Genomic DNA, 14,783 nt, shown 5'->3' on the forward strand with positions numbered 1-14,783 from the left:
AGGCGTTTCCACCAGAACAAGGAAGGCACATCGATGACGATTCCAACCGGCAGGCGGAGGAAATTCCAGCTGGGCGCAGTAGCAGTGGCCCTCTCCCTCCTGGCAACAGGATGCGGCGCGTCCGGCGGTTCCGGCAACAGCGAGGAAGTGACGCTGCGGTTTGCCTGGTGGGGAAACGAGTACCTTAACGCGCAGACCGAAAAAGTCATTGACGCTTTCGAAGCCGAGCACCCGAATATCAAGATCGAATCCGAGCCTGGTGAGTGGGCCAGCTACTGGGATAAGCTCGCCACCAAGACGGCTGCGAACGACGCGCCGGATGTCATCCAGATGGACCAGAAGTACATCGCCGAATACGGCGGACGCGGTGCCCTCCTTGATTTGTCCAAGCAGAAGGGTATCGACACCTCCAAGCTGGACAAGGAGGCGCTGGCATCAGGCCAGTACGACGACGCCCAGTATGGCTTGAGCACAGGCCAAAATGCCTACGTGGTCATGGCCAACACCAAAGTCTTTGAGGCGGCCAATGTTCCCCTCCCGGATGACACGAAGTGGACCTGGGATGACTTCATGGCCACGGCCGCCAAGATCAGCGCAACAGGTGACGGCAAGAACTACGGCGCGGCTTACGGCACCAACGAAGCGGACCTGATCATCTGGCTGCGGCAGCACGGCGAGAACCTCTATTCAGAGGACGGCAAGCTGGATTTCGATACCTCGACGGCTGCCTCCTTCTGGGAGCGCCTGAAGGAACAGCGTGATTCGAAGGCCAGCCCGCCCGCTACTGTCGCCACCGAAGACGCCGGCGCGGGGCTGGAAGAAAGCCTCTTCGGCACCAACAGGGTGGGCATGGCCTGGTGGTGGACAAACCAGCTCGGTTCCCTTGAGGCGACCACCGGCAGCAGCATCAAGATGCTCCGCGCGCCCAGCACTGACGGCTCCGCTGCAGGGAACGGCATGTACTACAAGCCCACCATGTTCTGGTCCGCCTCCTCCCGCTCAAAGCATCCGGAAGAGGCAGCCACCTTCATCAACTACCTGGCCAACAGCCCTGAAGCCGGGGCGATCCTGATGACTGACCGGGGCGTACCCACCAACCCGGAGATCGTGGAGGGCATCACGCCCTCGCTGAAGCCTGCGGACACCACAGTGGTCAGCTTCCTGAAGGACATCGCCGCGGATATCAAGGAAGCACCGCCGGTTCCGCCCGTGGGCGCCGGTAGCGTGCAGAACGTCATCAAGCGGTACACCGATGAAGTTCTTTACGACCGCCTCACGCCGCAGGCAGCTGCTGACGCATTCAAAAAGGAAGTTGAAGGAATGCTGGCCAGCGCCAGGAAGTAAAACTCCTGCTGGACAAAACAAATGCGGCCCCCTCGCAAGAGGGGGCCGCATTTATGTATTCGCGGGACCAGGCCCGGCAGGGAAGGCTTAGAAGCCGCCCATGCCGCCCATGTCGTCGCCGCCGCCAACCGGGGCAGCGTTCTTCTCGGGCTTGTCGGCCACAACTGCCTCGGTGGTGAGGAAGAGACCGGCAATGGAGGCCGCGTTCTGCAGGGCAGAGCGGGTCACCTTGACGGGGTCGTTCACGCCGGCAGCCAGCAGGTCGACGTACTCGCCGGTTGCGGCGTTCAGGCCGTGGCCTGCGGGCAGGCCGCGGACCTTGTCGACAACAACGCCCGGCTCCAGGCCGGCGTTGAAGGCGATCTGCTTCAGCGGGGCATCGATGGCAACGCGGACGATGTTCGCACCGGTTGCTTCGTCGCCGGACAGCTGGAGGTTGGCGAATGCCTTGGCACCGGCCTGGATGAGGGCCACGCCGCCACCGGCCACGATGCCTTCTTCAACAGCAGCCTTGGCGTTGCGCACTGCGTCTTCGATGCGGTGCTTGCGCTCCTTGAGCTCAACCTCGGTTGCGGCACCGGCCTTGATGACTGCAACGCCGCCGGCCAGCTTGGCCAGGCGCTCCTGCAGCTTCTCGCGGTCGTAGTCCGAATCCGAGTTTTCGATCTCGGCGCGGATCTGGGCCACGCGGCCGGCGATCTGGTCGGCGTCGCCGGCACCTTCGACGATGGTGGTCTCGTCCTTGGTGACAACAACCTTGCGTGCCTTGCCCAGGAGCTCCAGGCCGGCGTTCTCCAGCTTGAGGCCAACTTCTTCGGAGATGACCTGGCCACCGGTGAGGACGGCGATGTCGGCGAGCTGTGCCTTGCGGCGGTCACCGAAGCCCGGAGCCTTGACGGCGACGGACTTGAAGGTGCCGCGGATCTTGTTGACGATCAGGGTGGCCAGGGCCTCGCCCTCGATGTCCTCGGCGATGATCAGCAGCGGCTTGTTGGACTGCATGACCTTTTCGAGGACAGCAACCAGTTCCTTGACGTTGGAGATCTTGGAGTTGACGATCAGGATGTACGGATCCTCGAGGACCGTTTCCTGGCGCTCTGCGTCGGTGACGAAGTAGGCGGAGATGTAGCCCTTGTCGAAGCGCATGCCTTCGGTGAGCTCAAGCTCCAGGCCGAAGGTGTTGGACTCCTCGACCGTGATGACGCCTTCCTTGCCCACCTTGTCCAGGGCTTCGGCGATGAGGGCACCGATTTCCTCGTCACCGGCGGAGATGGACGCCGTTGCGGCGATCTCTTCCTTGGTTTCGATTTCCTTGGCGGAGTTCAGCAGTTCGGCGGTGACGGCCTCAACGGCCTTCTCGATGCCGCGCTTGAGGGACAGCGGGTCGGCGCCGGCAGCAACGTTGCGCAGGCCTTCCTTAACCAGTGCCTGTGCCAGCACGGTTGCCGTGGTGGTACCGTCGCCGGCGACGTCGTCCGTCTTCTTGGCAACTTCCTTGACCAGCTCAGCGCCGATCTTCTCGTAAGGATCGTCCAGCTCGATCTCCTTGGCGATGGAAACACCATCGTTGGTGATCGTGGGGGCGCCCCACTTCTTCTCGAGGACGACGTTGCGTCCACGCGGGCCGAGGGTGACCTTAACGGCGTCGGCGAGGATGTTCAGACCCCGCTCAAGGCCGCGGCGTGCCTCTTCATCAAATGCAATGATCTTGGCCATAACGGCAGTAGTCCTTTCGGGACAGTCGTTAAGAATGAACCTTCGCTGCAGTGCCCGCGACGGACGATCCTTCGCCATCGGCCTCTGTATGCCTCCGGCTGCGGATCTCACTCCAGTTAGGTGTTTCTTCGCTCCTCGACCGGTGCAGCGCGCCGCGGGCCGGAACCAGCTTTGCTTTAGCAGTCGGTACGTCAGAGTGCTAACTCAATAATTAGCACTCCCCACGTTAGAGTGCAAGCGAATAAGCCTGCTTTGCCCCGTTTAGCCGAGGGCGAAGCTCAGCCCGCTGCCCGTCCGGCGGTCTCCCGGCCGCTCGGCACAGGATTGTTGTCGGCCGCGTAGGTATAGACGGTAAAGGTGGCGGTGGTGATGTCCCCGTTGGCGTCGAAGGCAATCGGGCCCGATTCGCCGTCGTAATTAATATCGGGGCGGGTCATGAGCGCTGCCCGGCAGTCCTTGTAGGTCAGGCAGGCATCGGCCTCCGGTTTCCCGGAGGATCCTTCCACCGCTCCTCCGGAGGCGGAGATCAGGTTGGCGGCGATGGAGCGTCCGGCGTCATCCTGCGCCCTGGCGGCAGCCAAGGCGGCAACGGTCACAGCGTCGTAGGCCTCGGCGGCGTAGGACACATCCTTCAGGCCTGCGTCCACCGTGAGCAATCTGGCCTGAAAGTCGGCGTCGGGAAGCTGCCCGGCAACCACCGCGCGGGCGCCATCGAGGAACTTGGCGGGCAGCCGGGAGCTGTAGCGGGCAAAGGCACCGTCGCTGAGGATGATCCGCTTCCCGTCCACACCGGCGTTGGCGAGTTCGGCCAGGACACCCTGGGCACCGTCCCGGGCGATGACAATCACAGCATCCGCCCGGGCCTTGCCGACCTCCGCGGCAGCAGGGCCAGCCTCGCCCGGTTTGAAGTCTTTGGTGGCTGCCACGTGCATTCCGGCCTGTTCCGCAGCGGTGGCGACGGCGGCTGACACGTCCGTGCCGTAGGAACCGTCCTGGTGCATCACGGCCACAGTTGTGGCGCCGGCGTCCTTGGCGAGCTTCACGAGGACGGGGCCCTGTGCGACGTCGGCAGCTGCGGTCCGGAAGTAATAGCCGCCGCTGTTGGAGGTGCTGAGGCCGGCGGCCGTGTTGGCGGGCGAGATGAGGGGTGTCCGGGCGCGGGACAGGATGTCTATTGCAGCGGCGGCGTGGCTCGAATCGGTGGGGCCGATCACAACGTCAGCTTTTGCGGAAACGAGTGCCTGGGCCTGCCCGGCGGCATCCTGGCCCGTTTCGGTAGGCAGCAGCTCCACCGGCTTGCCTTTGTGGCCGCCCGCGGCGTTGATCTCCTGCACGGCGAGCCTGGCGGCAGCGAGCTGGGGTGCGTTCAGGAAGGAGTTCTCGCCGGTGCTGTCCAGGATCAGCCCGATCCGCAGGGTGCCGTCCCCGGACGCCTCCGCCGGTTCCACCCTCGCGTTGCCGGTGGCACCGGAGCAGGCGGTCAGGGCGAGGGTTGAGCAGGCGGCAGCTGTGATGAGTGTCCGGCGGATGCCCGCGGGACGGAGGAAAGCGCTGTTCACTCGGCCGGCCGGACGCTTTCGGCCTGCGGGCCCTTCTCGCCTTCGCCGACTTCGAGCTCCACGCGCTGGCCTTCGTCGAGGGCCCGGTAGCCTTCGCCCTGGATGGCGGACCAATGGACAAAGATGTCATCACCCGTGCCGTCCACGGTGATGAAGCCGTAGCCCTTTTCCGCGTTGAACCATTTGACGGTCCCCAGTGCCATGTCCGACCACTCTTTCCATTGTGTCCGGGTGTCCACGCCGCGATATTCCGGCTGGCCCGAACCGAACCTGAAAATCACTCTAGCCAACTCCGTGCCCCCGGGGCGGGACGGCTCCGGGACAGCCGGCAATAGTTATTCAGGCGTAACAGCCGGGCAGGCAGGCAGGTGCGCGGCCGCCAGGACGGACGCTGTCTACCGGTAGCCGGGCCCCAGCACCACAACCAGGGGCACCTGGAATTCCGTGCTGTTCACCAGCGTGGGGATACCAAGGAGCTCTGCCAGCGCCTGGGCGCTGGCCAGCTGGCCTGCTCCCGAGTAGAAAATGGTGGACCTTTGCTGTGGCGAACCGGCCCAGTTGCCCACCTGCCCCAGCGTCCAGCCGTCAGCCTGGACCGTACCGCCAACCCGGCTTGCCAGCCCTGCGGTGCCCGCGGCGTTGTAGATGGCTACAGCCTGGGCTTTGTTGATCAGTGCAGGGGCCTCGGCAGATGCGATCGGTGCGGATTTGGCCTCGGCGCTTGCTTCGGGTTCAGCCGTCGCGGAAGGCTGGGCATCAGCGGACGGAGAAGCGTCCGGAGTTGCCGAGGGCGTGGATCCGGTGCCGGCCAGCGGCGCTGCCTCCTGGCTGACGGAGGCCTGGTCACCGGCTGTGGCGAAACCCAGCTTGGGAAGGATCAGGAAAGACACCAGCCCAATGGCCAGTGCTGCCACGCCCACGGCGAGGATAGGCCACAGCCGCACCCTGACGGGGGCGGAAGCCGTGCGGTGGACACCTTGTCGCGAAGCAGTCTCCGGGACCTTGTCGAATTCATCGCGGGCATATCTGGTCATGGTGGATGACATCCTTGTTGGTTTGCTGCTGGAGGGCACAGCGGGAGCGTCTTACGCGTCGGACCCCAGGCGCCGTGCGGTACGTGCACGGTGACGCGACGTACGTAGTCTACGCAATCGCTTGACCAGCATGGGATCGTGGGCCAGCGCATCCTCGGTATCGATGAGGGCGTTGAGCAGCTGGTAATAGTGGGTCGCGGAGAGGTCAAAGAGCTCCCGGATGGCCTGCTCCTTGGCACCGGCGTACTTCCACCACTGCCGTTCGAGGGCGAGCATCTGCTGCTCCCGCTCGCTCAGCGGCGAGTCACGGAGCGAGAAATCCGCCAGGAGTGAATGCCGTGGTTCCTGCTCCGGCAGGTGCTCCCGGGCTGGCTCCGCCACTGCATACTCCTTTGCTGGTTTACAAAAATGTCTGACCCCCATGCTACGGGCGAATAACACCAATGTCATTTGCACACGGCCTGGCTGCCGGCCCCCACCCTGGGCGTCCCTGCAAGAATGGGACGGTGTTTGAATCAGATGCTTTGTTCGAACTGGCGCAGCAACCGGCGGATGCAGTGGGTTTCGCGGAGCTGGCGCTGCTCCCCCTGGATGAGCTTATGGCACCTGACTGGGCTGCTGCTCTGGCGGGAGTGGAAAGCGAACTCCGCCACGTGCTCACCTTCCTTGCCGGCGAAGTGGCAGCGGGGCACCAGGTCCTGCCGGCGCCGTCGAACGTCCTGCGGGCCTTCCGGCAGCCGCTCGCGGACGTGAAGGTGCTCATTGTTGGCCAGGACCCCTACCCCACGCCGGGGCATGCGGTGGGGCTTTCCTTTTCGGTTGACCCGCGCACGCGGCCAATCCCACGGAGCCTGGCAAATATCTACCGCGAGCTGGAAGCGGATCTCGGTGTGCCCGCCCGGGTGCACGGGGACTTGTCCGCCTGGGCTGACCAGGGCGTGCTGCTCCTGAACCGGGTGATGACGGTGCGGGCGGGCTCCCCCGGCTCGCACCGCGGCAAAGGCTGGGAGAAGATCACGACGGCGGCCGTCACCGCCGTCGCAGGCCGGCGCCGTCCGGACGGGTCACGGCAGCCCCTCGTTGCAGTGCTGTGGGGCAAGGACGCGGACAGCGTCCGCCCTCTGTTGAACGGGGCGCCCGCGGTGGCGAGCGCCCACCCCAGCCCGTTGTCCGCGTCCCGCGGCTTCTTTGGTTCCCGCCCCTTCAGCCGGGTGAACGAACTCCTGCGCAGCCAGGGTGCGCCGGACGTAACCTGGGAGCTCCCGCCAGTCCCCTAGCTTAGGCTTGCCTTATGAGCACCGTGCCCGCCGCCACCAGCGCCACCAAAAAAAGCCGTCCGCAGATCAATCTCACTGTAATCCGGAGGGAAGAACTGTCCCCGCACATGGTCCGGATTGTTGCCGGCGGGGACGGCTTCGCAGACTTCTCCAACAACGAATTCGTTGACCGCTACGTCAAGATTGTTTTCCCGCAGCCGGGCATCGAGTACCCCTCCCCCCTGGACCTGTGGAGCATCCGCGAAACCATGCCGCGGGAACAGTGGCCCTACACCCGCACCTATACCGTCCGCTGGGTGGACGAGGCAGCCCGCGAACTGGCCATCGACTTTGTGGTGCACGGCGACGAGGGCTTGGCGGGTCCGTGGGCCGCGCAGGCGCAGCCGGGCGACACCCTGACGTTCACCGGCCCGGGTGGTGCCTACAACCCCGCACCCGACGCGGACTGGTACCTTTTCGCCGGTGATGAGGCTGCACTGCCGGCCATCGCGGCAGTCATCGAGTCGCTGCCGGCCGAAGCCACAGGCCTGGCCTTCCTTGAGGTGGATTCCGACGCCGACATCCAGCCCGTCGCTGCCCCGACGGGATTGGAACTGCGCTGGCTCACCCGCAACGGCGTCCCCGCCGGCGAGAGCAACCTCCTGGTCCAGGCCGTGGCGGACGCCGCGTGGCCTGCCGGCCGCGTGGACGTGTTCGCCCATGGCGAGCGTGGCTACATGAAGGCCCTGCGCGACGTCTTTTTCAAGCAGCGCGGCCTCGACCGCAGGCAGGTCTCGCTCTCGGGCTACTGGGCCAAGGGCCGGGTGGAGGACGTGTTCCAGGCGGAGAAGAAGCTGCCGGTCGGCCAGATCTAATCAGCGGCGGCGGGCCCGGCGCCGCTCGTTGCTCGCCAGGCTACGGGTCAGCGGCCGGGCGAGGGTGTCGCCGAGGACGATCCCGCCCGCCGTTCCCAGGACGATCGCACCGGCATTGAGCATCCCGCCGGCGCCGAGGAGGATCTCGGCTTCCTCGATGGTGAGCACATACATGGACCGGAAGATGGTCAGGCCCGGCAGCAGGATCAAGGCTGCCGGCACCGCCACCACAAGCTGCGGTGCCCCCATCCGCAGGGCAACCACGCGGGCCAGCAGGCCGATCACCACGGCGGCCAGCGCAGGCGAGAACCGGTCCCCGACTCCCAGCTGGCCGGCGGCGAGCAGCACGAAGTAGCCCGCCACTCCCACTCCCGCCGTGGGCAGCAGCAGCTTCCAGGTGGTCTGCTCCGTAATCCCGATGGCCATCACGGCCACCGCGACGAAGATCACCAGGACCCAGAGGTCGTAGGCCGGCGGGAACGTCTCCGTGACATCGATCCGCTGCATGCCTGTCAGCTCGCCCACCACGAAGGCGACGGCGATGCCCGCAACGATGGCGCCGAACGTCAGCAGCGTTGACAGGAACCGTCCCGCAGCCGTAACGGGGAAGCCGTTGATCGCATCCTGCACCGAGGAGACGAGGCGTCCCGTGGGCAGGAGCAGCAGGATTCCGCCCACCACCACGATGGCCGGCGATGTTGTCAGCCCGAACTGCCACAGCACCAGCGCCAGCTGTGTCACCACAAACGAACAACTGGCGGTGATGAAGAAGTCCGGCACCCGCCACCGGCCCAGTTGGCGGGCCAGCAGGCTGATGCCGATGTTGGCCACAAAGGCGATGGCCGAGGACACCGGCCCGCCGCCCAGGACGCCCACGAAGACCGCTGCGAAGGTCCCGAACGCCACCGTGACCAGCCACCGCGGGAACGGTTTAGGGCTGGTGATGGCCTCATCCAGCCGGCGGATGGCCTCGTCACGGCCCACTCCGCCAGCCACGATGTCCGTGACGAGCTGGTGGACCTTGGCCAGGCCCGCGTAGTTATTGGTCCAGGAGCGCACCACGCGCAGCAGCGCGATGGGTGTCTGGTCCTTGGGAGCGTAGTTGATGCCGACGGACTGGTTGGTGATGTCCACTTCGATGTTCTTCAGCCCCAGCGCCGCGGTGACGGCGATGATGCTGGTTTCCACCTCCAGCGCACCGGCGCCGTAGCGGAACATCGTCTCGGCCAGGTGCAGGACGAAGTCGAGGGTCTTGCGGGCAGAGGTGTCGACGCCGCCCACCTGGATCATCGGGTTGGCGTAGGGGCTGCCGGTGAGCCGGTCCACGATGCTCAAAGGAGCGGTGGGCGGGCTTTCGCCCTGGACCAGGCGCCGCAGCATTCTTTTCGCGGCGGCGTTCTGGCGCGCCTGGGAGGCTGTCAGTGGTTCCGTTTTGGGCAGGCCGTCCGTCTGCGGCCTGTGCCCGGGGTACTCGGGCCGGTCAGTCATGGTTGCCTCCTCCCAGTGCGGTGCAGGGTCCCGGTGCGGTGTTGTGACCAGTCTTTCAGGCCGTACGCCTCAGGGGCAGCTTGCCCAGCACCGTGCGGGCTGCGGCCACGGCGGCCCGGGCCAGGCGGTTGGCGTGGAAGACGGCGGGCCGGACCGGCATCACGAAGTCACCCACCAGCTGGACCACTTCTCCGCCGAAACCCTTTTTGAACTCGTAGCCGCCGTGGCCTTCCTCGTCCTGCCCGGAAATGCCGAACGTTCCGTAGAAGTTGTACCGCGGGTATCCCTTTTCCAGCGCGTGCAGCATCATTCCCCAGTAGAGCGAGGTGGCCCCGTTGAAGTAGATGTAGTCCTGCACGGTGCCGCCGATCACGCACACCACTTCGTCCCCGTAGCAGACGAAGTGGATGGCGGCCACGGTGGCAACACCCACGGAGTCGGGGAACCGCTCGATGTCCGTGAGGCTCCGCTCGTAGCTGTCCACAAGATCCTGGACCACTTTGAGCCGGTTCGCCTTTTTCTTGCTGCCGGTCTCTTCCACCTCGCGGCGCAGCTCCGCCGCGGTGGCTGATTCGGCCGCCATCCGCTCGGTAATGGATTTCCGGTAGGCCGGGATGTCGATCTTGGCCATCATGAGTTTGGTGAATTCCGGGGACGTGGTCCGGAGCAGGTGCTCGTAGTAGGCGCGCTCGCGGTAGACGAATCCCTTTTCGTCCCCGGCCTTACTCAGCGCACCGTAGAACTCGTCAAGGGTTTCCAGCGTGGCCTGTTCCAGGAAAACGCCGTTTTTCTCCGCTTTCCGGATGGCCTTGCGGGTCCGGTAGCTCGTGCCCATGATGAGCTCTTCGGCGTCCTTGATTCCGGTCAGGTCCTTGATGAACATCCAGTTCACGTTGACGAAGTTCATCTCCAGTCCCTGGTGCTGGAAGCCCAGGCCGGACAGCCGTGACACCAGCGGGCGGTTGTCCTCAACCTCCGGGTGCTCGGCACCGTCCTCGTCGCGGGCGATGTACTTCAGGTTCGGGGAAATCCGCAGTTCCGCGGCTTTGCGCTCCGCAGCCCGCCGGCGGAGGAGTCCGACGACGTCCCGCACCAGTTCGATGTCCGTGTAGTCCATCAGGGGGCCCTTGGCGCATTCACACACCGTGTACCCCAGGCGCGTTGTGGTGTAGTTCAGCTTCCCGGCAGCCACCAGTTCGCCGCCGCGCCGGATGCCAAAGAGCTCCACCTGCTGGCCGCGGGCGCGCTGGAATCGGGCGAAGTCAACGGACTGGAGGAAGCTGTTTTGCGGGTGCTTGACCGCAAAGGCCTCGAACTCTGAGTCGCTGAGGAGGGCAAATTCAAGATCGGTGCCGGTGGTGACTGGATTCAAGGGATTTCCTTATTCACGGTGTGCGGCTAACAGGAAGGCCGCTGGATCAGGGACGGGTATGCGGGCGCGGCTTTGTTTACAGTCCGGGGTTCAGCCTGCGGACTAAGCCCTCGCCGGGGTGCGGTCAGTAGAACTGCTGGCCGGTCCGCGCCGTTTCAATCCGGCGGAAGACCTTTTCTGCGCCGTTGACCCAGAGTCTGTGGCGGAGCGGGGCAAGGATGTAGTCGTGGCAGCCCACAAAATCCGTGACGGTTTTGGTGAAGCTGGTCTTGAACATCCCCATGCCGTACAGGTTGTGGCTCTTGTCCTTGATCCGGGCGGCAGGCGGTGTTCCACAGAAGTCGTATTCAGTGCAGCCAAGTTCCTGCATCCGCCGGATGGCTGCCCACTGGACCAGGTGCGAATCGCCGTACTGTTTGCGGTTCTGGGTGGAACCGCCGTCCTTGTACGTTGCTTTGGCGCCGTAATTGATCACGAAGGCGCCCACGCTGGGTTTGCCGTCCTCGTAGACGAAGAAGAAGTTGCCCTGGCCGCGGCTGCAGAACTCGTCCCAGAACGCCGCGTAGTACTCGTAGCTGCGCAGGGGCATGGAGCCCTTGGCGTTCACAGTGTCCGCCATGAGGTCATAAAGCGCACGGTAGGTTGCGGGCCCGGGTTCTTCCCGCAGCACCTCGCAGCCTTCCCGTTCAGCGCGGCGGATGGCGTTGCGGGCCCGGGAGGAGATTGCTTTGAAGACTGTTTCTTCGGCGCCGGAGATGTCCAGCAGCGCGGTGGAGTCGTTGGACTGGATGTTGGGGGCCTTCACCAGGCCGGCGGCGGCCAAGTGCGCCTGGGCATCGGCGGAGTCCACGATGTCCGGTTCGATCTTGATGGTGAAGACGTTGAGTTTCCTGTCGCGGACAAAGGCTGCGCAGGCTTCCAGTGCTGCCCCGAGGTCCCCGGCAGCTGCCAGGTCAGGGCCCTTGATGAGGTACCAGAGCCGGCCCATGACCGGAAACTTTTTCTCCAGCACCAGGTTGTAGCTGGCAGAGCCAGGGCTTTCCAGGACCAGGAACCGGACTTTCCAGCCAGCGCCGTTCTTTACCGTCGCGTACGCGGCGGACTGCAGCATGTTGCCGCCGTTCGGGTTGGCCGTGACGTGCTTGTCCCAGTTTTCAATTTCCTCGGCTGTGGCAAAACGTGCGGTGAATTCTCGCAAAGGGGCCGTGTCCAATCGGGGGTTGTGCGCGGTTCTGTACTCGTGGCTGCGTGCGGACATGCAGCCTCAAGTCTAAAGCCTGGCGGCACGGCGGCTTTTCAGTCGAGCGGACTCGAGCCGCATCTCCAAGCTGGAGCCGGCCCTGTTGCCTTGACTCCAGCAAGGCTCTTGGCAAGGGTTGGGGCATGCAGCAGGTGGAACCATCCCCGCGGAAAAATCAGGAACCGCCGGGCATCAGCAGGCAGGTCCTGGTGTTGGTTGCCTTCGTGGCTGCATCGTTCCTTGTTGCGGGTCTCGGCTCGCTCGCCACCTTCAACAACGTGAGCGGCTGGTACGCCGCCGCGGACAAGGCGCCCTGGTCACCGCCGAACTGGGTGTTCGGCCCGGTCTGGACTTTTCTCTATACCGGGATGGCCGTGGCCGCCTGGCTGGTGTGGCGCAAGCGGGAACCCGGCACCCCGCGCGCCTTGCGGCTATATGGCCTCCAGCTTGCCTTGAACCTTGCGTGGACGCCCGTGTTCTTCGGCCTCTACCCCGCCATCGGCGGAGCTGCCCTGTGGCTGGCTCTGGCCATCATCATTGCCCTGATCGCCGCCGTCGCGGTTACTGTGCTGGCTTTTGGCCCCATCAGCCGCACGGCAGGCGTACTCCTCCTGCCCTACGTGTCCTGGCTGGTGTTCGCCGCAACGCTGAACTGGTGGGCCGCCCTCCACAACTGAGGGGCGGTCCACCAGTCGCTTTCAGGCGGCTCCTAACACACGGCCACGTTGACGGCGAGGCCACCCATGGCCGTTTCCTTGTATTTGGAGCTCATGTCCTTGCCGGTCTCGCGCATGGTCACAATGACCTCATCCAGGGAGACCCGGTGGGAGCCGTCGCCCCAGAGCGCCATCTTCGCGGCATTGATCGCTTTCGCCGCGGCGATCGCGTTCCGTTCGATGCACGGCACCTGCACCAGCCCGCCGATCGGATCGCAGGTCAGGCCCAGGTTGTGCTCCATCGCGATCTCCGCCGCGTTCTCCACCTGCGCCGGCGTTCCGCCCATCACCTCGGCCAGGCCGGCAGCCGCCATGGACGACGCCGATCCCACCTCGCCCTGGCACCCCACCTCAGCCCCGGAAATGGACGCCTGTTCCTTGTACAGGACCCCGACGGCGCCCGCGGTGAGCAGGAACTTGACCACAACGTCGTCGCGGTCCTCCTGGCTGGCATTCTCCATCCCGGGGGCGTAATGCAGGGCGTAGTACAGCACCGCCGGGATGATCCCGGCCGCGCCGTTGGTGGGGGCGGTAACCACCCGGCCGCCGGAGGCGTTTTCCTCGTTCACCGCCAGCGCGATCAAGTTAACCCACTCCTGCCAATACTTGGGGTCCCGGTCCTTGTCTTCCTTCAGCAGGCGGTCATGCCAGTCGGGGGCACGACGACGGACCTTCAGTCCCCCGGGCAGCAGCCCTTCACGCTTCAGCGACACCTGCACGCAGTCCTCCATCACCGACCAGATGTGGAGCAGGCCCTCGCGGATGTCCTCTTCGGAGCGGGAGGCCTTCTCGTTGACCAGCATGATGTCGGCAAGGGAAAGTCCTTTGGACTGGCTGCGGCCCAAAAGTTCCGCAGCGGTCCGGAACGGCAGCGGAAGTTCTTTCTTGGACTCCTCCAGCTGTTGCCGTGCAGCGTCCTCCTCGCCTTCGCGGACGATGAAGCCGCCGCCCACGGAGAAGAAGGTGGCGGTGTGCAGGATCTCGTCCTCGGCGTCGAAGATGGTGAAGGTCATGCCGTTGGTGTGCCGCGGCAGGATGGTCAGCGGCCGCAGCACCATGTCCTGCACGCCGTACGGCAGGGGCACTGCACCGGCGAGTTGCAGGGTGCCGGTCTCGGCAATAGCGGCGAGCCGTTCCTCCACCTCGTCCGGCAGGATCAGCTCCGGATGGAAACCCTCCAGCCCCAGCAGGATCGCGGTCATGGTGCCGTGCCCGTGGCCGGTCGCCGCGAGGGAACCATAAAGGTCCACCCGTAGCGACGCCACACGGTCCAGTGCTCCGGAGGACTTCAGCTCCTCGGCGAAGACGGCGGCAGCCCGCATCGGCCCTACGGTGTGCGAACTCGAAGGCCCGATCCCGATGGAGAAGAGATCAAAGACACCAACAGCCATGTGCGTAAATCCTTAATAGAGGTTTGGTGCTGCTTGACGGGGATTACAGGTCCCCGCCATTTTTGGACGCGTACTCCTGCGCAGACAGCAGGGGTCCTTCGGACTCGGCAGCTACCTTGAAGAGCCAGCCGGCCCCATAGGGATCGTTGTTGATCAGCGCGGGATCATCCACAACTCCAGTATTGATCTCCACCACCTCACCCGTCACTGGCGAGTACAAATCGGAGACCGACTTTGTGGACTCCACTTCGCCGCAGGTCTCCCCCGCCGTCACCGTGGCACCCACCTCGGGCAGGTCCACGTAGACGATGTCACCGAGGGCATCCGTAGCGACAGCGGAAATCCCGATCGACACAAGGTTCCCACCCTCCCGGGCCACCCACTCGTGCTCGTCGGAGTACTGCAGGTCAGCGGCAACTTTAGCCATGTGTTTTTCCTTTGCTCTTCTATCTTCAAAATCTGTGGCTGGGTTGGGTGCGGCTGTGCGGATTCCTCCGCGTACTGGCTCGTTCCTCGCCTCTGACGTACGCTTCCGGAATCCCCACAGCCGCCAAGGCAGGTTCAGTTTTCGAGGCCAACAGTCCCGAAAAACAGACACGTCGCCAGAGTGCCGCAGGGTCCAGTCTCCAACAAGCGCAAACACGGCCAGGCAGGACGAACCCCTCAGTCTCGCGGATTTAACCGCCCAAGATGATGTGTCCGTCCGCCCGGACGCAACCCGCAGCCCAACGACTCATCCACCGAGATTAGTCGTCGCCTGCCCTGAGGTTTCGACAAGCTCAACCACCGGGA

Annotated in this window: 14 protein-coding genes; 4 read left to right on the forward strand and 10 right to left on the reverse strand. The window is 64.8% G+C overall.

The features are described 5' to 3' along the window. Nucleotides 1–33 precede the first annotated feature (33 nt). Nucleotides 34–1,344 (forward strand): ABC transporter substrate-binding protein, encoded by a 1,311-nt coding sequence (locus FNL14_RS10920; protein ID WP_142059957.1) that lies wholly within the window; start codon nucleotides 34–36, stop codon nucleotides 1,342–1,344. Nucleotides 1,345–1,431: 87 nt separating this feature from the next. Here the strand turns inward: FNL14_RS10920 and groL are convergent, their stop codons facing one another. The 5 genes from groL to FNL14_RS10945 all read right to left on the reverse strand — a co-directional run bounded on the left by groL (nucleotide 1,432) and on the right by FNL14_RS10945 (nucleotide 6,034). Further along, the gene (gene groL / locus FNL14_RS10925; RefSeq protein ID WP_091417205.1) at nucleotides 1,432–3,060 is read right to left on the reverse strand and encodes a chaperonin GroEL; all 1,629 of its coding nucleotides are present in this window, start codon (nucleotides 3,058–3,060) and stop codon (nucleotides 1,432–1,434) included. A 278-nt stretch (nucleotides 3,061–3,338) separates the two neighbouring features. Next, complete coding sequence (locus FNL14_RS10930) at nucleotides 3,339–4,619, reverse strand: ABC transporter substrate-binding protein (RefSeq protein WP_255470789.1); 1,281 nt, start codon at nucleotides 4,617–4,619, stop codon at nucleotides 3,339–3,341. Further along, nucleotides 4,616–4,822, reverse strand: a complete 207-nt coding sequence (locus FNL14_RS10935) for a cold-shock protein (RefSeq protein ID WP_091417924.1) — start codon at nucleotides 4,820–4,822, stop codon at nucleotides 4,616–4,618. The genes FNL14_RS10930 and FNL14_RS10935 overlap by 4 nt, the downstream gene beginning before the upstream one ends. Nucleotides 4,823–5,014: 192 nt before the next feature. Next, nucleotides 5,015–5,653, reverse strand: coding sequence for a LytR C-terminal domain-containing protein (locus tag FNL14_RS10940; RefSeq protein ID WP_142059959.1), 639 nt, complete (start codon nucleotides 5,651–5,653; stop codon nucleotides 5,015–5,017). A gap of 51 nt (nucleotides 5,654–5,704) precedes the next feature. Continuing rightward, entirely contained in the window at nucleotides 5,705–6,034 is a 330-nt protein-coding gene (locus tag FNL14_RS10945) for a DUF3263 domain-containing protein (protein WP_142059961.1), read from the reverse strand. Between the two features lie 125 nt (nucleotides 6,035–6,159). On the opposite strand from FNL14_RS10945, the gene FNL14_RS10950 reads away from it, so the two are divergent. Then, nucleotides 6,160–6,930 (forward strand): uracil-DNA glycosylase, encoded by a 771-nt coding sequence (locus FNL14_RS10950; RefSeq protein ID WP_255470790.1) that lies wholly within the window; start codon nucleotides 6,160–6,162, stop codon nucleotides 6,928–6,930. 14 nt (nucleotides 6,931–6,944) lie between these two features. Next, nucleotides 6,945–7,784, forward strand: coding sequence for a siderophore-interacting protein (locus FNL14_RS10955; RefSeq protein ID WP_142059964.1), 840 nt, complete (start codon nucleotides 6,945–6,947; stop codon nucleotides 7,782–7,784). On the opposite strand, the gene FNL14_RS10960 is transcribed toward FNL14_RS10955, so the two are convergent. From FNL14_RS10960 to FNL14_RS10970, 3 genes are all read right to left on the reverse strand, one after another. Next, on the reverse strand, nucleotides 7,785–9,272 hold the full coding sequence (locus FNL14_RS10960) for a threonine/serine exporter ThrE family protein (protein WP_142059966.1): 1,488 nt from the start codon (nucleotides 9,270–9,272) through the stop codon (nucleotides 7,785–7,787). It lies immediately after the preceding gene. Nucleotides 9,273–9,327: 55 nt separating this feature from the next. Then, on the reverse strand, nucleotides 9,328–10,644 hold the full coding sequence (locus tag FNL14_RS10965; RefSeq protein WP_142059968.1) for a peptidoglycan bridge formation glycyltransferase FemA/FemB family protein: 1,317 nt from the start codon (nucleotides 10,642–10,644) through the stop codon (nucleotides 9,328–9,330). A 124-nt stretch (nucleotides 10,645–10,768) separates the two neighbouring features. Next, the gene (locus FNL14_RS10970) at nucleotides 10,769–11,902 is read right to left on the reverse strand and encodes a peptidoglycan bridge formation glycyltransferase FemA/FemB family protein (RefSeq protein ID WP_142059970.1); all 1,134 of its coding nucleotides are present in this window, start codon (nucleotides 11,900–11,902) and stop codon (nucleotides 10,769–10,771) included. Between the two features lie 125 nt (nucleotides 11,903–12,027). Here FNL14_RS10970 and FNL14_RS10975 point away from each other — a divergent pair, with 125 nt between their 5' ends. Further along, nucleotides 12,028–12,561 carry a TspO/MBR family protein gene (locus FNL14_RS10975; protein ID WP_142059972.1) on the forward strand — a complete coding sequence of 178 codons (534 nt, stop codon included), beginning with the start codon at nucleotides 12,028–12,030 and terminating at the stop codon, nucleotides 12,559–12,561. A 32-nt stretch (nucleotides 12,562–12,593) separates the two neighbouring features. Here FNL14_RS10975 and FNL14_RS10980 read toward each other — a convergent pair whose 3' ends face one another. Together FNL14_RS10980 and gcvH are read right to left on the reverse strand one after the other, a co-directional pair. Next, on the reverse strand, nucleotides 12,594–13,991 hold the full coding sequence (locus FNL14_RS10980; protein WP_142059974.1) for an L-serine ammonia-lyase: 1,398 nt from the start codon (nucleotides 13,989–13,991) through the stop codon (nucleotides 12,594–12,596). A 43-nt stretch (nucleotides 13,992–14,034) separates the two neighbouring features. Next, complete coding sequence (gene gcvH / locus FNL14_RS10985) at nucleotides 14,035–14,418, reverse strand: glycine cleavage system protein GcvH (RefSeq protein ID WP_091417187.1); 384 nt, start codon at nucleotides 14,416–14,418, stop codon at nucleotides 14,035–14,037. Nucleotides 14,419–14,783 lie beyond the last annotated feature (365 nt).

Source organism: Pseudarthrobacter sp. B4EP4b (genome assembly GCF_006680095.1).
Classification (GTDB): domain Bacteria; phylum Actinomycetota; class Actinomycetes; order Actinomycetales; family Micrococcaceae; genus Arthrobacter.